Source organism: Acidobacteriota bacterium (assembly GCA_028874215.1).
In the GTDB taxonomy this organism is placed as follows: domain Bacteria; phylum Acidobacteriota; class UBA6911; order RPQK01; family JAJDTT01; genus JAJDTT01.
Genome location: JAPPLF010000092.1, coordinates 1 through 21,984 on the forward strand (window position 1 = coordinate 1; position 21,984 = coordinate 21,984).

The following is a 21,984-nucleotide window of genomic DNA, read 5'->3' on the forward strand; positions in this document are numbered from 1 at the left end:
GACCTATCTGATTTATAATCAGTGAATTACGTCGATTCCATTCTGGAAGTTCAGTTTAGAGAGACCGGCGACGGTCAATAATCCCGGGCGGCCTTGCGGAAGATCTCCAGACCCTCCAGCACGTCCTCGTCCGGCATGTTCAGAGCGGGACGGAAGCGGATGGACCGCTCGCCCGAGGGCAGGATGATCAAGGAGCGCCGGAGGAGGCTCCGCAGAAACCGGTCACGCGTCGGGGTGTCGGTCAGGTCGATGGCGCAGAAGGGACCGATGCCCCTGGCGTTGGAGAAGAAGGACGGCGTCTCCTCGGCCAGCTCCCGCAGACCCTCCAGCAATACCCGGCCCATCTTGCGAGCGTGCTCCAGGACCCCCTCCCGTTCGTAGATCTCCAGGTAGATCCGGCACCGGACCATGTCGATGAGGCTCCCTCCCCAGGTCGAATTGATCCGTCCCGGCACCCGGAAGACGTTCTCGGGCACGTCGTCGACGCGGCTGTTGGCCATGATCCCGCAGACCTGGGTCTTCTTGCCGAAGGCCAGCAGGTCCGGCTCCGTGTAGTGCTCCATGGCCCACATCCTTCCGGTCCCGCCCAGCCCCGTCTGCACCTCGTCGTAGATGAGGAGCAAGTCGAACTCGTCACAGACGGAGCGCAGGGCCTGGTGGAACTCGCGCCGGAAATGGTTGTCACCGCCCTCCCCCTGGATCGGCTCCAGGATCAGGCAGGCGACCCGGAAAGGATGCTTCTCCAGGACCCGCCGGATCTGCCCCAGCGCTCTCTCCTCGGATTCCAGGACGGACCGGAGGTTTTCTCCCGTCAGGGGGAAGCGGCACTTGGGATTCTCGATCCGGGGCCAGTCGAACTTGGGGAAGTAGCGGGTCTTGTTCCGGTCGAAGGTGTTGGTGAGGGAGAGCGTGTAGCCGAGCCGTCCGTGAAAGGCCTCCGTGAAATGGATCACCTTCAGGTCTTTCTCCTCCGGGCGGCCCTGGGCCCGGTTCTTCCGGGTCTTCCAGTCGAAAGCCACCTTGAGGGCGTTCTCCACCGCCGGGGCTCCGCCTTCCACGAAGAAGAGGTATTTCATGGAGCCGGGCAATGCGAGGCGGGAGAAGGTGTCCACGAAGGCCCCCATCTCCGGGGTGTACAGGTCCGAGTTGGAGGGCTTGTGGAGTGCCGCCTCTCCCATTTCTTCCACCACTTCCGGGCGCGTCATGCGAGGGTGGTTGTAGCCGATGGGCGAGGTGGCGTAGAAGGCCATGAAGTCCAGGAAGTACCGGCCGGTCTGGAACTCGCAGAGCCGGGACCCGCGGCTGCGGGACAGGTCGGCGACGATCTCCACTCCGGAGGCGGGCAGATAGCGGGAAATGATGCCGGCCGTCTCGCCGGCGTCAAAAGTCAGGTCGCCCGTTTCCACCTGGTCCCCTCTCGAGTGTCCTCCAGCACGATCCCTTTCCTGGCCAGGAGGCTGCGGATCTGGTCGGCCCGGGCGTAATCCCGGGTTTGGCGAGCCACCGTCCGTTCCTGGATGAGCCGGGCGACCTCATCGTCCTCCAACTCGAGGGTCTCCAGTTGGAAGGTCTCGAAGATCGCGTTCACCTTGGAGAAGAAGCCCAGGACGGCGTCCCGGTCGGGCCCACCGACCTGGCTCTTTTCCAGGAGCAGGTTGCCCTTCCGGACCAGCTCGAAGATGGCGGCCAGCGCGGCCGACGTATTGAGGTCATCGTCCAGACTGGACTCGAAGTTCCGTTCGGCTTGCAGGGCCGCCTCCATCAGATCCCGGTTTTCTTCCGCTTCGCCCGGAACCTCACGGAGGCGTTGGATGAAGTCGTTGACCCGTTGCAGAGCCGACTGCGCCTGGATCATGCCCTGGAAGCTGAAGTTGAGCTGCTTCCGGTAGTGGACGCTCAGCAACAGGTAGCGGACCGCCAGCGGATCCCAGCCCTGGTCCAACAGATCTCGCAAGGTGTAGAAGTTGCCCCGGGACTTGGACATCTTCTCTCCCTCCACCACCAGGTGGGCGCTGTGGACCCAGTGGCGGACGAAGGGTCTGCCGGTGGCGCCCTCGCTCTGGGCGATCTCGTTCTCGTGGTGCGGAAAGACCAGATCCACTCCGCCGGCGTGCAGATCGAAGGACTCTCCCAGGTACTCCATGCTCATGGCCGAACACTCGATGTGCCAGCCGGGCCGGCCCGGTCCCAGGGCCGTGTCCCAATAGGCCTCTCCCGGTTTCCTCGCCTTCCAGAGGACGAAGTCCCGGGGGTTGTCCTTGCTGTATTCGTCGGCGTCGGTGGCGTCTCCCCGCTCCGCTTCATGCAGGTCGAGACGGGAGAGCCCTCCGTACGCGGGAAGCCCGTCGATACGGTAGTAGGTCGACCCGTCCTGCTCGTAGGTCAGGCCTTTCCGTCGCAGGCGCACGATCAGGTCGACCATCTGCGCGATATGCCGGGTCGCCCGGGGCATGATCTCCGGGCGCTGGAGGCGCAAGGCTTCCATGTCCTCCAGAAAGGCCTGGGTATAGCGCTTGGTGTACTCCTGGATCGGTTCGCCCCGGGCCCCCGCGCCGTTGATGATCTTGTCGTCCACGTCCGTGATGTTCATGACGTGGGTGAGCCCGAAGCCCTTGTAGAGGAGGTAGCGGCGGAGCAGGTCCTGGAAGGTGAAGGTCCTGAAGTTCCCGATGTGAACGAAGTCGTAGACCGTGGGGCCGCAGGCGTAGAGCCGCAGGTCCCGGCCCTCCAGCGGCACGACCTCATCAATGGTCCGGGTCAACGTGTTGTACAGACGTAGTGCCATGGGAAAATTGCAGCGAGATATTAGTCCAAGACCGGGACCGAGGCAACGAGGTCTAGCGTTCGCCCTCCGTTGCCGGAGAGCCGGGTGGTTCCTGGTTCAACGACTCCCCAGGCAGCCGAACCAGGCGCAGGTTTCCCTCCTTGAGCAGCGACCGGGATCCCTCCAGGACCGCCAGATCTCTCCAACCCGACTCCTTGGTGAGCAGATAGTAGTCGGCCTGCGGGTGTTGGGACGAGTAGTGCCGCAGGTGCGCCAGGCTCGGGACCTCTTCCCTTGTCGCCTGGTAGCCGGTGTAGTAGAGCGCCGTGTGATGGAAATAGCGGTAGAGGACCAGGGGGCGGTCCTCGCTGATCATGGGCTGGGACGCCCGGGCCAGACTCCGCGCCGAATGGTAGTTCTCCACCACCGGGCCCAGGAACGAGAAGGCGGCGGCCGCCGCCAGCACCATTCCGCCGACCAGCGAGAGAAAGGCCCGCTCCGGCCGTCCGGCGCGTGACTCGCGGGTTCCCCAGAGGATGGCCGCGGCCAACGGCAACGCCACCCAGAGCCCCGAGGCGGAGTCGTAGAAGGTCCGGCTCATGTAGACGATGGCTGCCGCCATCAGAAGCGCCAGTCCCTGCAAAACCAGCCATTGGATCCGCAATGACCTTGCCGGCGCCGTCTCACCGGCCGGGTCCCGGTCCCACTCCCGGGCCACCAGCAGAGCGAGTGCCGGAACGACCGGCAGGATGTAGCCGGGCAGCTTGCTCTCGCTGAGGGAAAAGAAGACCACGGGCAGCGCCGCCCAGATCCAGAGGAAGACCTGGGAGTGGTCCGGGCCGGCGCCGGTGCGCGAGCGCCAAAGGCGGGCGAAAGAACCGGCGAGAAAGGGCGTCCAGGGGAAAAATCCCACCGCCAGGACCACCAGGTAGTACCAGAACGGCTGCGAATGATGGTGGAGATCCGACATGACCCGCGCCAGATGGTGATTGAGCCAGAAGGTTACGAAGAAGGAGTACCCATTTTCGGCCCAGACGCTCCAGTACCAGGGAACGGACGTCGCCAGGAACGCCGCCGTCCCTGCCAGCAGGTGCCTCCAGTGCCACCCGAGCTTCTCGATCCAGAGGAAATAGACCGTGAAAATGCCGCCGAACAGGATCAGGGCTATGGGTCCCTTGGCCAGCGCGGCCGCTCCCAAGGCGGTTCCGGAGAGCAATGACCAGATGAGGTTCCGGCTGCCGGTGGCCCGATACCCGCAGACCAGGGCCACGGTGAGACAGGCGGTCAATGGCATGTCGGTGCTACCCGCCCGGGCGAAAATGAAGAACAGGGTGGAGGTGGAGAGGATGAGAATGGACAGGACCCCGGCACGGAAGCCTGCCACGTGCCAGGCTAGTCCTCCGGCGGCAAGCGCGCAGAGAAGGCCCAGCAGAGCCACCGGAAGGCGCGCCGCCGCCTCGCTCACTCCGAAGAAGTGGAAGCTGAGGGCCTGGACCCAGAAGAGAAGCGGCGGCTTCTCCAGCCATGGGGCCCCTTCCAGTCTGGGTGTGACGAAGTCGGCGCCCAGGAGCATCTCTTCGGAGATGCGCGCGTAGCGGGGCTCGTCGGCCCCCATGAAGGGAAGATCGCCCAACTGGAAGAAGAGGGTCAGGTAGCAGGCCAGCAGGACGAAGGCGATGAGATGGCGTTGCTGTCCCACGGCGGAATGGTGTCGGAACAGCGGAAAAAAGAAAAGGGGTCCGGACGGACCCCTTTTCCCGATATCCGCAAATTGGTTTGCAGCGGATTAATACATGCCGCCCATGTCGCCGTGAGGGGACGGCGGAGCCGGCTTCTCCTCCTCCGGGATCTCGGTGATGAGGGCCTCGGTGGTGAGCAACAGGCTGGCGATGGACGATGCGTTCTGCAGCGCCGTCCGCGCCACCATGGTGGGATCGATGACACCGGCATCGACCAGATCGACGAACTCTTCCGAGTCGGCGTTGAAACCGAAGTTGGACTCGTCCGATTCCCGGACCCGGCCCACGATGACGGCGCCTTCGTGGCCCGCGTTCTGGGCGATCTGGCGCACCGGCTCTTCCAGGGCCCGGCGCACGATGTTCACGCCGGTCTGCTCGTCCGAGTCCGGCAGCTTCATGTTCTTCAGGCCGGCGAGAGCACGGATGAAGGCCACTCCGCCGCCGGGGACGATCCCCTCTTCCGCGGCCGCCTTGGTGGCGTGCATGGCGTCCTCGACGCGGGCCTTCTTCTCCTTGAGCTCGGTTTCGGTGGCGGCGCCCACCTTGATCACCGCGACCCCGCCGACCAGCTTGGCCAGGCGCTCCTGGAGCTTCTCCCGGTCGTAGTCGGAGGTGGTCTCTTCGATCTGGCTGCGGATCTGCTTCACGCGGCCGGCGATGTCCGGCTGGTTTCCGGCGCCTTCGACGATGGTGGTGTTGTCCTTGTCCACCGTCACCTTCTTGGCCCGGCCCAAATCCTCGATCCGGACGTTCTCCAGCTTGATGCCCAGGTCTTCGGAGATCACCTTGCCGCCGGTGAGGATGGCGATGTCCTCCAGCATGGCCTTGCGCCGGTCGCCGAAACCGGGAGCCTTGACCGCGCAGCCATGCAGGGTGCCGCGAAGCTTGTTGACCACCAGGGTCGCCAGCGCCTCACCCTCCACGTCCTCGGCCACCACGATGAAGGGCTTGCCCGTCTTGGCCACCTGCTCCAGCAGAGGCAGCAGGTCCTTCATGGAGCTGATCTTCTTCTCGTGCAGCAGGACGAAGGCGTCGTCAAGGATGGACTCCATCCGGTCCGGGTCGGTCACGAAATAGGGGGAAAGGTAGCCGCGGTCGAACTGCATCCCCTCGACCACCTCCAGGGAGGTCTCGATGGACTTGGCCTCTTCCACGGTGATGACGCCGTCCTTGCCCACTTTTCTCATGGCCTCGGCGATGATATCGCCGATGGTGCTGTCGTTGTTGGCCGAGATGGAACCCACCTGGGCGATCATCTCGCCCTTGATCTCGGTGGAGAGCTTCCGGATTTCCCATACGGCCGCGCCGACGGCCTGATCGATTCCTCGCTTGATGGCCATGGGGTTGGCGCCCGCGGCCACGGTCTTCACGCCCTCTCGAATGATGGCCTGGGCCAGGACGGTGGCGGTGGTGGTCCCGTCGCCGGCCACGTCGCTGGTCTTGCTGGCCACCTCGCGGAGCATGGAGGCTCCGACCTTCTCCAACCCTTCCAGCTCGACTTCCTTGGCGACCGTCACCCCGTCCTTGGTGATGACGGGGGAACCGAACTTCTTCTCCAGGACCACGTTCCGGCCCTTGGGACCCAATGTGATCTTGACCGCGTTGGCCAGGATGTTGACACCCCGAATCAGGGCTCGTCGCGCCTCCTCGCCGTGAGTGACTTCTTTTGCTGCCATGTTCCTTGTCTCCTTCTTTTCCTAAGAATTGTGGGGATCGTTGCTGTCTGCGGCGACTAAGACCGGTTCAGGCAACCTAGCCCTCCAGGATGCCCAGGACTTCGTCCTCGCGCATGATCAGGTATTCTTCGTCGTCCAGGGTGACCTCGGTTCCGGCGTACTTCCCGAAAAGGACCCGGTCGCCAACCGAGACCGACATGGGCTGACGCTGGCCGTTGTCGAGGACCTTTCCGTCGCCGACCGCCACAATCTCACCCTCCTGAGGCTTCTCCTTCGCCGTATCGGGAATGACGATGCCCCCGCGGAACGCTTCTTCCGCCTCGATGCGCCTGATCAGTATCCGGTCCTGCAATGGCTTGATTGACATCCGTACCCTCCTGTTGACTCCTGTATTTTTGTTTTTGGAATTCGGGCCTCAAACCACTTGAGACCCAATGGTCTGGGGAATTACTCTGGCACTCTTACTTTAGGAGTGCCAAATAATAGCAAGACGGCCGTTCGCTGGTCAAGAGCGCGCCCTACGATTGTCAAACTCGCGCCTGTTGTGAGAAATATCTCAAGTGGCGATGGGTGAATGTTCCCTTTGAACGCGCCTCGAGTTGTGACTAGAATGTGTTCGCCGGGGAGGCAAAGCCTGTCCGGCCGCGACCCCTGAACGCAACTTTTGACCGGCGGCCCCCGGGGCCGCAAACCCCCGAAGGAGAGACGGCATTGGCTGAAATGAGGACCCTGGATCTCAAAGGCGTAACCAAAGTGAACCGTGGCAAGGTTCGCGAAATCTTCGGCTTGGACAGCCAGTTGCTGCTGGTGGCGACCGACCGAATATCGGCATTCGACGTGGTGCTTCCCACCGTGATTCCCAACAAGGGAAAGGTTCTGAACCAACTTTCCGCATTCTGGTTCTCCTTGTTGGGCGACCTGGTGGACAATCACATGGTGTCGATCTCGGTACGGGAGTTTCCGCGCCAACTGCATCCTTTCCAAGAGCAACTCCGCGGCCGGTCCATGCTGGTTCGCCGGTGCAATCCGCTGCCCGTCGAGTGCGTGGTGCGGGGCTTCATGGCGGGATCAGGCTGGAAGGAGTACCAGGTCGACGGCACCATCTGCGGCATCCCGCTCCCCCCGGGCTTGGGCGAATCGGACGAACTCCCCGAGCCCATTTTCACTCCGGCGACCAAGGCCAAGACGGGCCACGACGAGAACATCACGTTCGAGAGGTGCGTGGACATCATCGGTGAGGAACTGGCCTGCCGAGTTCGGGATTTGAGTCTCGCCATCTACAGCCGCGCCCGGGACTACGCCCTGGAACGAGGCATCATAATTTGCGACACGAAGTTCGAGTTCGGATTGGACGGTTCCGACCTGCTTCTCATCGACGAGGTGCTGACTCCCGATTCGTCGCGCTTCTGGCCGGCCGAGTCGTACCAGCCGGGAGGATCTCAACCTTCCTTCGACAAGCAATATGTCCGGGATTACCTGGAGACGCTGGATTGGGACAAGACCCCGCCGGGTCCCACGCTCCCGGACGGTATCGCGTCGGCCACCTCGGATCGCTATCTTGAGGCGTTTCTTCGGCTCACCGGCGAGCACCTGAAGACAAGTTGAAGGTTTTTGCCGACCTTCACATCCATTCCCGCCACTCCAGCGACGGGGAATGGACCGTGCCGCAAATATTCGCCGAGGCCCGGCGGGTGGGCCTCGACGTCTTCTCCATCTCGGACCACGATACCGTGGCTGCTCTGGAAGAGGCGTTCATGCTGGCCGCGGACTTTCCGGGAGAGTACCTGGCCAACGTCGAGGTCAGCGTCCGGCACCGGGGGATGGGATTCCATCTGCTTGCCCCTCTGGTGGACTGGCACGACCGCCCGCTTCTGGACCTGCTGGCCCGCATCCGGTTGAGCCGGGTTCGGCAGAACGAGGCCCGGGTCGGCCTGCTCCGCGCTCTCGGGTTCGACATTAGCTATGAAGAAGTGCGGGAAGCTCTGGGGCCGGTTGCAGGGACCGGTCCCGCCATCGCCTCGGTCGTCCTTTCCAAGGCATCGAACCGCAACCACGCCCTGGTCCGACAGATCCCGTCCGGCAGCAAGCTCAGTCCGGAGATCGACTTCTACAAGTTCTTCTTTCTTCCCGGCGGCCCGGCTTTCGCCGCCAAAGAGACGGTTTCCCTTCCCCAAGCGATCGAGACGGTCCGGGCTGCGGGAGGAGTTCCGGTTCTGGCCCACCCGGGCCAGAAGAGCGGCGTGGTTGACGAGCGTTGGATACGGAGCGCAAGGGAGATGGGAATGGAGGGCATCGAGGCGTACAGCTCCTACCATACCGGGGAGACTTGTCGATACTACGAGGAGATCGCTCGCCGGTTGGATCTGGTGGTCACTTCGGGAAGCGATTTCCACGGCCGTGTCAAACCCCAGGTCGCGTTCGGAGACGTTCCCCGGAGTCCCGCCGAATTAGTGGATCGTCTGAAGGAACGCCGCGAGAGGGTGGCCCATGGGTGATCTCAAGATCCTGGATATCCTGGCCCTTGCCATCGTGGCCATCTCGTTCGTCACCGCCTTGGTGAAGGGGCTGGTCCGGGAGCTGATCGCCCTGGCGGCTGCGATTTCGGGCCTCCTGCTCGCCGTCTACTACTTTGCCGCCGTGTCGCCGCTGTTGGAACGCATGGGGGTCGGCACGCTCCTGTCGGAACTCCTGGCCTTCGTGGGCATCTTCCTGGGCTGCATCATTGCCGGGGCTCTACTGTCATCCTTGCTGAACCGTTTCATTTCCGCTCTGAACATGAAGTGGATCGATCGTCTCCTGGGAGGAGTTTTCGGTCTGCTCAGAGGATGGTTGATCGTGGCCGTGATCTTTCTGGCCCTGACCGTCTTCCCCATCAGGAACGATCTTGTGAGCGGCACCGTGACAGGCGAGTACTTTCTCGTGGTGACCCGGAAGCTCGTGGAGCTCTCGGCTCCACCGTCCTTTCGGGAGCGGTTTCAGATGGAGTACGAGCGAATCTACCGGTACTGGCTACAGCGGGGCGCCGACAAGAAATCGTGAAGAAATCTTCCCGGCCGCGTTTCGGCAGAACCCAAGGGCGGACCCCCGCGGTTCGTACATGACCAATGGCCAGCGGCGATCAGATCCCCATCAAGGACAGGCTGGAAGCGATCGTCGACGAACTGGTGGCCAAGGGGATCCTCTGGCAGGAGGCGGCGGAGCAATTCGAGAAGCTCTTCATCCGGCGGGCCCTGGACCAGACCGGCGGCAAGATCGGTTCCGCGGCCCGGGTGATGGGCATGCACCGGAACACTCTCGCGGCCAAGATCCGGAAGCACCGGATCAGAAGAAAGAGCTGACAAGCGGCGACTTTCCTGTCGCCAATTGGGAGGCGGTTTTCCTACCGCCGCTCAGGGGGATTAGGGGGACGGAATCCCCCTGTACACTTTCCAACGGCCAAATCACGCAGCAACGCATGAAAAGAAGGGGGGACTGACAGTCCCCCCTCCCAGGGGGCGGTAGGAAAACCGCTCCTCCTACTCGGCCAGGGTCTTGGCTTCCGTGAGGCGCACCGCCAACACCTGGGAGATCCCGGGTTCTTCCATCGTGACCCCGTAGAGTGAATCGGCCATTTCGATGGTCCGCTTGTTGTGGCTCACGAGGATGAACTGGGTGTCGTGGGACATGTCCCGGATCAGGCGCACGAATCGCTCCACGTTGGTGTCGTCCAGAGCGGCGTCGACTTCGTCCAGGACGCAGAACCGGCTGGGACGGTACCTGAAAAGAGCCACCAGAAAAGCAACGCCGGTAAGCGTCTGTTCTCCACCCGAGAGTTGAGAGAGGTACTGCACCTTCTTGCCGGGCGGTTGTGCAAAGAGGTCGATGCCGCTCTCCAGCAGGTCCTCTTCGTCGATCAGTTTCATGCCACTGGTTCCGCCGTCGAACAACTGGCGGAAGGTCTCGTGCAAGTGGGTGTTGACGGCGTCGAAGGCCTTCCTGAACTTCGCCCGGCTGTGGCGGTTGATTTCCTGGATCGCCCTGGTCGTATCGGCGATGGACGTGTTCAGGTCCTCCCTCTGCCGGCTGAGATAGCTGTGCCGCTCCTCGTTGTCCTGATACTGTTCCAGGGCCGTCATGTTGACCGGACCGAATTTTTCCAGCCTGGACCTGAGTTCCCGGTAACGGTCGGAGATCCCGGCGTCGTCCTCACCCGGAGTCACCTTCTCCATGATCGATTCGAGCGGTTCCTGGAGGTCTTCCCGGCATTGCCGGCCCAGATTCTCCAAGTGGGTTTCCAATCGGGCCCTCCGGACCTCCTTGTCGGAACCCTCCTCCTGAAGGTGCTGCTGTTTTTGCCGCAGTTCCTGAAGCCGGGTCTCGAGACTTCGCCGGTCGCTCCGGTATTCCTCATACTCCTGCCGGTCGTTGGCTTCGGCGCTCGACAGCCGAACGGCCTCCGCTCGACAGGTCTCGAAGGTTTTCTCCAGATCCTCCAGTTCCAGGGTCAATGTTTTCAGCCGCTCCTCCCCGTCCGTCTTCTGAGTCTCCGTTTCGTCGAGCCGTAACGCCAGAGACTCCAGGCGGCTTTCAGATCTGGAAAGGGAGTCCTCGACGGATCTGGCCTTTTCCTCGATTACCCTTTCCTCCGTGGCGGCTCGGTGCAGTCGTTCCCGCGATTCAGAGAACTGGCTTCGTGCCTGTGTCACCAACTCCTTCGCTTCAGCCAGCTCGGCATCGAACTGTCCGGCCAGATCCTCCTTGCCGGTCAGGTTCCTGGACGCAGCCTGCGCGCCATCGTGCTCGCTCGATTCCTCTTTTCGGAGTTGAGTCTCCTCGAATGCCAAGACCTCCAAGGCTCGGCGATGATGCTCCAGGTCGCGCCGGGCCTGTTCCTCCTCCAACTCCTGTTGAAGAACGTCCTTCTCCGTCTGATGAAGCGTTTGCTGGAACTTGCGGGCGACCCTCAACGTCTCCCGGGTGAGTGCCCGCAGCTCCTCTTCGCGCCGGGTCAGCCGGTTCACCCGGGCCTTCGCCCGGACCAGGTTCTTCTCCAGATCGGCCTTCTCCCGACGAAAGGAGAGCAGGCCGCCTCCGGGCCGGCCGGCCCGGCTCACCGAGAGCAGCCCACCCGGCGCCAGGGCTTCGCCGTGGACGGTGAGAAACGTTCTCGACGGATAGCGGTGAGAGAGCGCAAAGGCACTGTCCAGATCGGACACCACCACCGCATCCGCCCGCTCGGGGAGGACCCGGCGAAACGCCTTGCGGACCGGCGCCTCCAAGGTCAGGAGATCCCCAAGGGTCCCCACCACCCCCTCCTCGGCCGCGAGTTCCTTACCGCCGTTTTGGACCGGCTCCGAAAACCCGTTGGCCTTCAAGCTCAAGAAGGTGCATCGTCCGCCGTCCAGCGCCTTGAGTTCGGAAACACCGCCCACCGCCTGTTGAAAGGAATCCACCAGTACGAACTCCAGTTCCTGCTGCAGGAACTGTTCCACCAGATTTTCGAATTCAGGACTGATCCGGGCAAAGTCGGCCAACGTTCCCGACACGGGCACCGAACTGTTGCGGAGATGCCGCAGGGCCTTGCCCACTCCCTCGCTGTAGAGCGAGTGGCTGATTTCCAATTCCTCCAAGGATTGAAGCCGTCCCCGCCCGGCGATCCATCCTTCACGAGCCTCAGCCAGCTCATCCCGAACTTGCGCCAGCTCTCTCTCCAGGTTCCGCCGTTCCTCCTCATTGGTCTCCAGACGGTCCCGGACTGCGCCCGCCTCCTCACGGCGGCGGGAACCGGTCAGTTGCCGCTCCTGAAGCCGTTCCCGAGCCTGCGTCATTCCCGATTCGTGTCCCGCCCGCTCCCGTTCCAGACGGGACCGTTGAGTCCTGATCGATTCCACGCGCTGGAAGGCCCGGTCTCTGGCATTCCGCAACCGGGTCAGCTCGCCCGAGACTTCCAGATGGCGGGCTCGGAGATGCTCGACTCTCCGCTCCGCTGCTTCCAGCCGAGCCTTGCATTCGTCCGCCACCTGCGTGCGATGGGTGAGGCGGCTGCGCACCAGCGGCCGTTGTTCCTTCAACACCGCGTCTTCCGCCCGGAGGCTCCGGACTTCCGACTCGCCCGCTTCCAGTGACTTGAGCAACTCGTCCCGGTTCCGGCCGTGTGTGTCCAAAAGCCGTCGTGTCGATTCGATCTGCTGGCCGCAAAAGCGGATCGAATTCCGAGTCCGGTCAAGTTTCACCCGCGCGCCGGTACTTTCCTCTCTCAACTCCGAGAGCCTGTTTTCCAGAACCTCCATTCGTTCGGAGATCTCCTGGAGGATCCGTTCCCGATTCCGGATCTCCGCGGTCACTTCGGTCAGTGCCGGCCCCAGACGGGCCTGTGCCGCTTCCACTTCGGCAAGGCTGATGACGATCTCGTGCGCCTTGAAGCTGAAACGCCGCTGCTGGACATCCCGGAACTCCTCCTTCAACGCCTTGTGCCGCCGGGCCTTGGCCGCCTGCCGTTTGAGGGACCGGAGCTGGCGCTCCACCTCGCTCAGGATGTCGTCGATGCGAAGCAGGTTCTGGCGAGCCATTTCCAGCTTGAGTTCAGCATTCCGGCGGCGGGCCTTGTACCCTCCGATTCCCGCGGCTTCCTCGATGATGGCGCGGCGGTCCAGAGATCCCGAGTTGAGGAACCGCTCCACCCGGCCCTGGCGGATCAGAGCATAGGAACCGAGCCCGAGGCCGATACGTTCCACCAGAGCCTCGACGTCTTTCAATCGGCAGCGGCTTCCATTGATGAAATAGGCGCTGTCGCCGGACCGGTAGAGCCTGCGGGCGATGGAAACGGTGGGCCCGTCCGCTTCGAGACCATTGAAGGCAATGGGCGTCTCCTCTTCCCGGGAAAGGGTCAGTGTGGCCTCCATCATTCCCGATGGACGCCGCCTGCTGGTCCCGTTGAAGATGAAATCATCCATCCTCCGGCCGCGAAGGCGGTGGGCGCCGACCATTCCAAGCACCCAGGAGAGGGCGTCGGTCAGATTGGACTTGCCGCAGCCGTTGGGTCCGACGACGATGGTGATCCCGTCTTCGAACAACACGCGGGTCCGGTTGGCGAATGACTTGAAACCCAGTATTTCCAGCGAATCCAGACGCGGCATGGCCCCTCTTGACCTGTGCTATGATGACCGCCGACCCTGACAAGCGGGCATCCTTCGGCGTCCGCCCGCATGCGTGTCTGCCTCTCGGATTCGACGTGACCATGGGGATGAAAGGATCATTCGGAGGACGGGGCCGCGCGGCCATCCTGCAAAGCTTGCTGGCAGGGATTCTCCTGGCCGGCCCGGCCGGCGCACAATCTACTGATCTCTATCCTCTGGAGGAGGTGAGGCCCGGCCAGAGGGGCTACGGAAAGACCGTTTTCCAAGGCAACAAGGTCGAGAAGTTCGACGTCGAGATTCTGGGCGTCCTGGAAAAGTTCGAGCCCAGAAGAAACCTGATTCTGGTGCGGGTCTCGGGAGGCCAGTTGGATCGGACCGGTGTGTTCGCCGGAATGAGCGGCAGCCCGGTCTACATCGAAGACAAGCTGGTCGGCGCCATCGCCTACTCGTTTCCCTTTGCCAAGGAACCCATCGCGGGAGTGACTCCGATTCAGGAGACCGTCGATGTCTTCAAGGAGATCCACCGGCTTCGGGCGCCCCCCGCTCCCGAACGGCCCCGGACCGACATACTGCTGGAGTCGGCGCAACTGAAGCTTCCCGACTATCTACCCCCGTTCGCGCCCCTGGAATTCGAGGCCGAACTGCCAAGTTTGGCCAGCGTCTCACCTTTTCGCCTGACCCGCATCGCCACTCCCGTCAATACATCCGGATTCTCGGCGACGGCGGTGGACACCTTTCGCGAGACGTTCCGCCGCTTGGGCCTGGTGCCGGTGCAAGGGGCCGGCGGCGGCAAGACCAGCGACTTCTCCCAGGCTCCATTGGAACCGGGTTCCAGCATCAGCGTCGAGTTGGCCCGCGGCGACGTCAGCCTCAGCGCCAGCGGAACCGTCACCCATATCAGCGGGAACAAGATCTATGCGTTCGGCCATCCCTTCCTGAATCTGGGATACACCGACATGCCCATGAACCAGGCGGCCGTCCTGACGATCATTCCGCAGTTGAATACGAGCCACAAAGTCGCGGCTGCCACCCGGCTGGTGGGGGCCGTCAAGCAGGACCGGGCCACCGGCATCATGGGAGTGAGCGGGAGCGAGGCCCGCCTGATCCCGGTTCACCTCAAGGTCAGGACCAGCCGGAACCAGGATCGCGAATACGCCTACGAGACCATTCGGGACAGTTTTCTGACCCCCTTCCTGCTCACCTTCTCCGTCTACAGCAGCCTGATCTCGTCGGAGAAGGGACTCGGCGATCAGACCTTGCGGATCAAGAGCACCGTCAGCATCGCCGAGCATCCCGAGGTGGTGTTCGAGAACAACATCGCGCGTCCTTCGAACAACCCCGTCGCGGCGGCGGTGGCGGCTGCGGCGCCGGCTCACCTGCTGCTCAACAGCGGGTTCGAGCAACTGAAAGTGGAACGCGTCGGCATCGAGATCGAGGCGGTGGAGAAGATCTGGGAGGCGACTCTGGAGAAGGTCTGGCAGGACAAGCTGGAGGCCCGGCCCGGAGAAGAAGTGAACCTGACGGTCTTTCTCAGAAAGTTCAATGGAGAGACCATCGTCGAGAAGTTTCCCGTCAAGATTCCCGACGACATCGTTCCCGGTCCCCTCAAGATCATGATCGGAGACGGCCTGTCTCTGGCCAAGTCGGACGCCGAGTCGAGCCAGGGCCGATTCATACCCGAGAACGTGCGCCAACTGGTAAGGGCCATCAACAACCTGAAGAAGAACGACCGGCTTTATGTCCGGCTATTCCGAGACCGCCCCAGCACCGTTGTGGATGGGGAAAGACTCTCCGATCTGCCCCCCTCCTTCCTGGCTCTCTATACCTCTCGGAAGACTTCAGGAGACGTGCGGGCAGTGGACCGGGCCGTCTACGTGGAGCATGAGCTGCAGGCGACCGAATACGTCCTCCAAGGCCAACGTGTCATCCAGGTGGAGGTCAAGAGTTAGCCCGCATTGCTCCCGAGTTCGTGAGTCCCACATGAAATTCCGTCTGTTCAAACGGTTCTTGCCGCTCCTTTGCCTCCTTTTTTGGGGCGAGTCTCTATTGGGAGTTCAGCCGCGCAAATGGGTGTCGGCAACGCGCGACGAATTCCTGAAGGGGAAGCTGCAGGGAGTCTCCGTCACCAGCGACGCCCGGCTCATCATCGCCCCCGCCCTGGAGACTTTGCTGAATACCGAAGAGCCGTTCGTCTACTCCGCCGCCGTCGACGGGCTGGGCAACGTCTATCTCGGGACCGGCAACGACGGCAAGCTCTTTCGGATCGCCGCCAACGGGGAATCGAAGGAGTGGGCCAAGTTGGACGAGCCGGGGGTCTACACCATGGCGCTGGATTCAGCGGGGCGTGTCTACGCCGGCACCGCTCCCGACGGCAAGGTCTACCGGCTGGACTTGACGGGAAAGGCCGAGGTCTTCTTCGATCCCGACGAGAAGTACATCTGGTCGCTGGCCATCGACCGGCGGGACAACGTCTATGTGGGGACCGGTTCCAGGGGCATCGTCTACAAGGTCGGCTCCGACGGGGAAGGACGGAAGTTCTACGACAGTCCGACCACCCACATCGTGAGCCTGGCCTGGGACCTGGACAGGAATATCCTGGCCGGGACGTCTGCGCGAGCCTTGATCCTTCGCCTTTCCTCGGACGGCGCGGCCACCGTGGTCCACGACTCGCCGCTGGAGGAGGTCAGATCGATCGCGGTCGATCGGTACGGAAACATATTTGCGGCAGCCTTGTCGGGGGGCGCCCGGGCTGCATCCCTGAAGACGGAAAGCACGGCCAAGACCACCGCCAAGACCGGGACGAGGCCGGCTCCATCCGCGACTTCAGGCCGCACCGTACGGGTATCGGGGACGACTTCGGGAAAGAGGCTGGAGATCTACCGGATCGGCCGCAGCGGCGGCGTAGAAACGCTTTACAGTTCCGACCGCGCCCTGGCGTACGATCTTCTGATCCGCAACGATGGCAATCTGCTGGTGGCCACCGGCGACAAGGGCCGAATATTCTCCGTCAGCCCCAAAAGGTTCGTGACCCTCCTGGTGGAGTCGGGAGAGGAACAGGTCACGCGCCTGCTGGAACGCCGCGGGAGGCTCTTTGCCGCCACCAGCAATCTGGGCAAGGGCTTCGAGTTGAAAACCAAGCCCACCGAGAAGGGTGTCTATGAGTCCAGAGTCTTTGACGCCGGGATGGTCGCCTCCTGGGGCAACATCCAGTGGGAGGTGATCGACGGTGTCGAACCGGCGGTGAAAGCGTCGGTCCGGACCGGAAACACCGATACCCCCGACGATACCTGGGGCAAATGGAGTCCGCTCTATTCCGACTCCAGCGGGACCCGCATCGAGAGTCCTCCCACCCGGTATCTTCAATGGAAACTCGAGTTTCCCGCCGAAGGCAGGTCCGAGGCCGTGGTTTCGCAGACCAACGCCGTGGATTTGGTGAGCGTCAGCTATCTCCAGCACAACATGGCGCCCCTGCTCTCGTCGATTACGGTGCATCCCCCGGGCGCCGCCTTCGTCCGCTACGCTTCCACCGATCCTGCAGGAGGGGTGTCACCGGGGGGGCCCGGCGGTGCCCACCGGCGTTCCTTGCCGCCGGAGATCCGGCGTCTGGGGTCCCCGGCGGTCAAGACTCCGCCGCGCAGGGTGTACCTGCCCGGCGCACAGAGCCTGTCATGGAGTGCTCAGGATCCCAACGGCGACGATCTGGTTTACAGCATCCACTACCGGACCGCCGGCGACCGCAGATGGACGCTTCTGAAAAAGGACCTCACCGAAAACTACCGGACCCTTGACGGCAGGAGCTTGCCGGACGGCACTTACGTGGTGCGGGTCACGGTCTCCGACTCCCCTTCCAATCCGGCGGACCGGGCCCTGGAGAGCGAGTTGATGAGCAAGCCGTTCGTCGTGGCCAACTCCGCTCCGGAAATAAAATGGGGAGCGCCCCGGATCGAGGGGTCCGAGGCCCGGATTCAGGTTGAGGTGCGGACTGTGGCCAGCGCCATCCACCAGTTGGAATACGCCGTGGATGGAGGGAACTGGCGCCTCATTTTCCCGGAGGATGGCATCGCCGACGGGACCGAGGAGAGCTACCGGCTGAAAATCGACGGTCTGGAACGAGGCGAACACCTGGTCACGGTTCGTGTCGTGGACTCGGTCGGGAACCTGGGGAGCGGCCGGCTGACGCTGGCGATTCCATGATCCTCATCTCGGAGAATCTCTGCCGAAAGGCCCGCGTGGCCCGGACCCGGAGTTTCGTCCTCTCTCCGTCGACCTGCGGCCGGTCCAGAAAGCAGGCCGCCAGATCCCGCGTTTCCGCCCAGGCCAGCCCCGACTCCGGACCCATGACGTAGAGGGCGGTGGACAGGATGTCCGCAACCAGGGCGCGGCGGTGCCAAACCGCCACCGAGCCCTGAAACGGTGCGCCGGTCCCGGTCCTGGGATCCAGAATATGCGCCACTCGCCGGTCTCCCGCACGGGTGTCCCGTTCCGACCCGCCGCTTGTGGCCAGGCTTCCCCCGATGACTCGCACCGAAAGCGCCCCCTCCTTGCGACGGTGCGGATCGGCTATTTCCACCTGCCAGCCCGTCTGGCCGGGAGGGGTGCCCCAGGTCATGATCTGGCCTCCCAGGTCGATCAACCAGGGTGGGTCTCCCCGGCTCCCGGCCAGGCGCCGGACCCGGTCCAGAGCCTCACCCTTGCCGAACGCTCCCGGGTCGAGCAGGACCCCGGCGCGGCGCACGACGCTGCAGTCGTCTCGGCGGAACTCCAGGTGCCGCATCCCGGAGGATCGCCGGGCCCGCTCCAGCCTCTCTTGAAAACCGCTCCGGTCCGTCGACAGGCTCCGGTAGGCATTGGCCAGGGCGCCGATGGCGGGATCGAAGGCGGAATCGGTCCATTGATTCCATTGGATCAGCTCGCCGTAGAGGCGGCAGAGCGACGGAGTGACCGGGTAGGGAACGCCGATGGGATGACGGTTCAGGCGGCTGAGTTCGCTCTCCGTCTCCCAGGTGCTGAGTTGCCGGTTCGTCTCCTCCAGCAGACGGAGGTAGCCCTCGCACCGATCGATTCCGGAAGCGCGGTCCGAGGCAAAGACGTTCAGGGTACAGAGCGTCCCCATCACGACCACTTGCCGGCGCACGGGAATCAGGTCGGGAACGGCCAGAGCCGGGAGGGAGGAAGCGCCGCAGAGGAAGGCCGTGGCCAGGAGCCGTTGAAGGACAGCCGCCGGCACCCGGGATTTTGGCCCCGAATCAGGCGGCAAGAGACCTGATCTCGCGCCTCCGCCTACGGCGAAGCCAGAGCCGGAAGGTCACCCACTGGTGCCAGAGGTAGGTCAGAGCGAAGACCGCTCCGCTGGCCGAGTGGACGACGACGGCCAGAATGGAAAGGGTGGGGTTGGTGAAAACCTGCAGCAGGTATCCCGAGATTACCATCAGGGGAAAGCTGACCAGGATCAGGATTCCCGTGCGCCGGTTGCTCTTGGTGCGATTGCGCAACTTTTCCGTGATGTGGCCCCCATACATCATGCCCAGGATCAGGACCAGGCAGGGAGCCGCCAGAATGTGGAGGTCCTGGGTAAAGACCTGCCATGGATGATTGACCAGTTGAAACGGATCATGGTTCTCCATCAGGTATTTCATGATGAAGAGGAGAATTCCGGTGGCGGACAGGACCACGGAGAGGATGTGAAACGACCAGGCTTCCCAGCGGCTCATATCATCTATTTTCCGGACTGGGGTTCCTTTCGCAGAACCTGGTCGATGGCCAAAATCCGGCGGACGGCCTGGTTGGCGGCCAAGCTGGTCAGGGTCGCTCCGACGATGGGGCGTATGGCCCGGTTCAGGGAGAGTTCGTCGCTGAGTTCCCGGCTCGTGTACTGGGCGTACCAGTCCGGCGATGCCAGGTATTCGGGCGGCTCGAGAAACGCCGTCACCTCGATTCGCTGCAATTTCCCCGACTCGTCAAGGCAGATCAACAAGCTTTCCTTCTTGGTTCGGACCACGTGAGTGTCCACGTACGCCCGGCCGACGACCCGGTCTTCCTTGAATGCCACATACCGAGCGATCAAAGGACTGGGGATGCTGACCCTGGCCAGTTCCGCTGCCCGAAGGCGCTGTTGCTCGGTGAGGAAAACCCGTTCTGACCGGATCCGGGCAGAAGGATAGGCCGCCGCCAGCGCCTCCTCCCGGCTCAGCACCCCCATCGAGGAGGCGGTGAAGACCAGAGTCGAACAGAGGCATACCATCCGGATTCCGTACCGGACCCGCTTGGCTTCCGTTCCCGTTTTCCACACCGTGTCCCATTTCGCCGAGTCTGGGCCGGCAGTTTAATGATGTTGAAATTTATTTTCAAGAAGAAAAGGGAGCCGCTCGCTCGCTTTTCCGGAGGGGAGTGAGATGTGTGAGGAAACTCCCGGCGACGGCGGCGAACCCGCGAACGAACTTCTTCAGCTCTTCTGCAGGGTGATCCCGGAACCGCTGATGCGAATGCTCACGTTCACCTCGTCCCCGTCGTCCTTGTCGATCTGCAATTCCAACGGAGGGAACTTGAACTTGGCGAGCCTCAACGCGTAGGAACCCGGAGGCGCCTCGGCCTGGCAACTGCCCACGCGCCGCCGGAACCGGATCCTGGACGAGCGGTGAGATTTGCCTGACTGCTGGTCGACCAATTGGAATGTCAGGTTGGCGATTTTATAGATGTCGAAGTCATAATTGGCGGCCTTGGACACCTGGATCCGAATCTTGCGCGGTCCCAACTCCTTCTTCATCCGTTCGCCGTGCCGGCCCACGACCTGCGCCAATCGGTCCTCGTCGTGTTCGGCCAGCCACTTATCGTAAAGCTTGTCCCGTTTGACTTCGGCGACGGCCTCTTCAACGATCTTGAGCATCTCCGGATCGCCTTTCCGGACCGCCACGGCGCACTCCACGCGTCCGACCTCTTCCGGCAGAATCTCCAGGTGGCTTGATCCCGGCAGCGTGGCCAAGGCGTATGCGGCCATGTACCGGTCGGCGATCAGACCATCCACTTCTCCCCGGCGCAGCGCCAGAACGGCGTCGTCCAAGGTCTTGAACGGAGTGATGGTCGACTGGGAAAATTGCCTCTTGACCCACCTCTGAACTTCGGTGTCCTCCCGCACGCCGATCTTGGCGGTGGAGAGAATGCCCGGCCTCAAGTCCCTGCGGACCGGATTGATGACCAGACCCAGACTGGAGGTGTAGACGGGGGTGGAGAAATCGACTCGGCGCTTGCGGTCTTCGTTGACGCCGAACACCGCGATGACCGCGTGCGCCTCCTCGTTCTCCAAGGCGGCAAGCAGGGATCCGTAGCTCCTGATGATCCAGCGCAGGACCACGTTGGGCGTTTCCCCTTCCGCGGTGAGGGAGGCATTCACCTTTTCGACGATCTTGGCAGCCACCTCGGCTTCGGGACCCACCAGGCCCTCGCCTCCCGTCTGGTAGAGGAGCGGAGCCTCGAAGGGAACCGTGGCGACCAGGACGACTTTGTCCTTCTTGATGGAAAGCAGGCTGCTCGGAGTTCCGCAACCGGCCAGCAACAGCAGCGCGGCGGGCAGTCCAAAAACGGGAAGCAGGTTCCTCTTCATTGCTCAACCAACCTCAAGTGAGAATAGACCAGGATTTACGAAAGACCAGGATTTATACCAGATATCACCGACTTGCGGCAATCGGCCCGGACAACGGGGATGGCCGCCTTGTTACCGGGCGGAGTGTTCGGCACGGGCGCCGGCGCCGAGTGCCCATTTGCCGCCGTGCGTCGTCGTGGCTTCCAGACGGCGGCCTCCGTGCAATGCGGGTCTTTGCCCGCACCATTTCACGTCTTTCACGAATAGTAGGGATTCTCCCCGGTAGTGTGGTCGGTCGTGTCCACGACCTCCAGGATCTCGGGGACCACCTCCTTGATGCGGGTCTCGATTCCTTCCTTCAGCGTCACGTCCGCCATGCCGCAACCGTGGCAGCCCCCGCCGAAAGAGAGGTAGACCTTGCTTTTGCGAATTCCAAGCAGATGAACCTGTCCCCCGTGAGCGGCAATGGCCGGATTGATTTCTGTATCCAGCAGTCTCTGGACCCGCTCCATGGCCGGTCCTGTCAGGTCCTCTCTCGGTCCTTCGCCCAACGTGGGCACCGTCGGCTTGTTGGGATTGTGGAACTTGAAGCCGCTCCTCAGGATCTTGTCCTCGAAATCCACCGTAGCCCCTTTCAAATTCTCGGCGCTGCTGGGATCCAGAATCACCGGGAACTCTCCGGAGTCGATGACCATGTCCTCAGGGCTCTGCTCGTCGGCCGTGATCAACTGCATGCTGTATTGGAATTCGGCCGTGCCGTTGGTCGTGGCCTGGATTCGAAGGCCCGGCTTCCTGCCCTGCTGTTGCCGGATCACGTTCAAGACCTGTTCTTTGGCTTGGTCGGTAAATGTAATCATCGAATTATGACCTGTGCTGAATCGGCGTCGTTGGAACCGCAACGCAGATTCTAACTCAGAATAAGGTTTCTTCCAAATGCCCGGGGCGCGTGCGGAGACGGATCACTTTCGGGAAAAAAAAGGAATCTTGCCATGCCTGGCGCGAATGCCAGGTTGACCCCGATGCCGCCTTGGGCGCAGGATAGTCAACGGCAAGGGTTCAGCAGCGCGTCTTCATGACGCTTGGCGGGAGGCTCGACTGGTGATTCCTGTCCAGC

Annotated in this window: 17 protein-coding genes; 6 read left to right on the forward strand and 11 right to left on the reverse strand. The window is 62.8% G+C overall.

Going from position 1 to position 21,984, the window contains the following annotated elements:
• Positions 1-74: 74 nt before the first annotated feature.
• The 5 genes from lat to groES form a co-directional block, all read right to left on the reverse strand.
• Positions 75-1,406 carry an L-lysine 6-transaminase gene (lat, locus tag OXT71_17890; protein MDE2928263.1) on the reverse strand — a complete coding sequence of 444 codons (1,332 nt, stop codon included), beginning with the start codon at positions 1,404-1,406 and terminating at the stop codon, positions 75-77.
• Positions 1,388-2,785 carry a cysteine--tRNA ligase gene (gene cysS / locus OXT71_17895; protein MDE2928264.1) on the reverse strand — a complete coding sequence of 466 codons (1,398 nt, stop codon included), beginning with the start codon at positions 2,783-2,785 and terminating at the stop codon, positions 1,388-1,390. Before cysS ends, lat begins: the two co-directional genes overlap by 19 nt.
• A 52-nt stretch (positions 2,786-2,837) precedes the next feature.
• On the reverse strand, positions 2,838-4,463 hold the full coding sequence (locus tag OXT71_17900; GenBank protein ID MDE2928265.1) for a glycosyltransferase family 39 protein: 1,626 nt from the start codon (positions 4,461-4,463) through the stop codon (positions 2,838-2,840).
• Between the two features lie 87 nt (positions 4,464-4,550).
• Positions 4,551-6,179, reverse strand: a complete 1,629-nt coding sequence (groL, locus tag OXT71_17905; protein ID MDE2928266.1) for a chaperonin GroEL — start codon at positions 6,177-6,179, stop codon at positions 4,551-4,553.
• Positions 6,180-6,255: 76 nt separating this feature from the next.
• Positions 6,256-6,546, reverse strand: a complete 291-nt coding sequence (groES, locus tag OXT71_17910) for a co-chaperone GroES (GenBank protein MDE2928267.1) — start codon at positions 6,544-6,546, stop codon at positions 6,256-6,258.
• 353 nt (positions 6,547-6,899) lie between these two features.
• On the opposite strand from groES, the gene OXT71_17915 reads away from it, so the two are divergent.
• The 4 genes from OXT71_17915 (at position 6,900) to OXT71_17930 (ending at position 9,517) form a co-directional block, all read left to right on the forward strand.
• Entirely contained in the window at positions 6,900-7,784 is an 885-nt protein-coding gene (locus OXT71_17915; GenBank protein ID MDE2928268.1) for a phosphoribosylaminoimidazolesuccinocarboxamide synthase, read from the forward strand.
• Positions 7,781-8,674 carry a PHP domain-containing protein gene (locus OXT71_17920; GenBank protein MDE2928269.1) on the forward strand — a complete coding sequence of 298 codons (894 nt, stop codon included), beginning with the start codon at positions 7,781-7,783 and terminating at the stop codon, positions 8,672-8,674. Before OXT71_17915 ends, OXT71_17920 begins: the two co-directional genes overlap by 4 nt.
• Positions 8,667-9,218 (forward strand): CvpA family protein, encoded by a 552-nt coding sequence (locus tag OXT71_17925; protein ID MDE2928270.1) that lies wholly within the window; start codon positions 8,667-8,669, stop codon positions 9,216-9,218. Before OXT71_17920 ends, OXT71_17925 begins: the two co-directional genes overlap by 8 nt.
• A 65-nt stretch (positions 9,219-9,283) precedes the next feature.
• The gene (locus OXT71_17930) at positions 9,284-9,517 is read left to right on the forward strand and encodes a hypothetical protein (protein MDE2928271.1); all 234 of its coding nucleotides are present in this window, start codon (positions 9,284-9,286) and stop codon (positions 9,515-9,517) included.
• Positions 9,518-9,694: 177 nt separating this feature from the next.
• Here OXT71_17930 and smc read toward each other — a convergent pair whose 3' ends face one another.
• The gene (gene smc, locus OXT71_17935; protein MDE2928272.1) at positions 9,695-13,294 is read right to left on the reverse strand and encodes a chromosome segregation protein SMC; all 3,600 of its coding nucleotides are present in this window, start codon (positions 13,292-13,294) and stop codon (positions 9,695-9,697) included.
• 107 nt (positions 13,295-13,401) lie between these two features.
• Between smc and OXT71_17940 the strand changes: the two genes are divergently transcribed.
• On the forward strand, positions 13,402-15,243 hold the full coding sequence (locus OXT71_17940; protein ID MDE2928273.1) for a hypothetical protein: 1,842 nt from the start codon (positions 13,402-13,404) through the stop codon (positions 15,241-15,243).
• Between the two features lie 31 nt (positions 15,244-15,274).
• Positions 15,275-17,488 (forward strand): hypothetical protein, encoded by a 2,214-nt coding sequence (locus OXT71_17945; protein ID MDE2928274.1) that lies wholly within the window; start codon positions 15,275-15,277, stop codon positions 17,486-17,488.
• On the opposite strand, the gene OXT71_17950 is transcribed toward OXT71_17945, so the two are convergent.
• The 5 genes from OXT71_17950 to OXT71_17970 form a co-directional block, all read right to left on the reverse strand.
• Positions 17,421-18,521, reverse strand: coding sequence for an FAD:protein FMN transferase (locus OXT71_17950; GenBank protein ID MDE2928275.1), 1,101 nt, complete (start codon positions 18,519-18,521; stop codon positions 17,421-17,423). The two genes, OXT71_17945 and OXT71_17950, sit on opposite strands and share 68 nt — an antisense overlap.
• Before the next feature lie 19 nt (positions 18,522-18,540).
• The gene (locus OXT71_17955; protein ID MDE2928276.1) at positions 18,541-19,005 is read right to left on the reverse strand and encodes a hypothetical protein; all 465 of its coding nucleotides are present in this window, start codon (positions 19,003-19,005) and stop codon (positions 18,541-18,543) included.
• A gap of 5 nt (positions 19,006-19,010) precedes the next feature.
• Complete coding sequence (locus OXT71_17960) at positions 19,011-19,583, reverse strand: FMN-binding protein (protein MDE2928277.1); 573 nt, start codon at positions 19,581-19,583, stop codon at positions 19,011-19,013.
• A gap of 153 nt (positions 19,584-19,736) precedes the next feature.
• Positions 19,737-20,891 (reverse strand): transporter substrate-binding domain-containing protein, encoded by a 1,155-nt coding sequence (locus OXT71_17965; protein MDE2928278.1) that lies wholly within the window; start codon positions 20,889-20,891, stop codon positions 19,737-19,739.
• Between the two features lie 236 nt (positions 20,892-21,127).
• A complete protein-coding gene (locus tag OXT71_17970) occupies positions 21,128-21,727 on the reverse strand; it encodes an iron-sulfur cluster assembly accessory protein (protein MDE2928279.1) in 600 nt (199 codons plus the stop codon).
• Positions 21,728-21,984 lie beyond the last annotated feature (257 nt).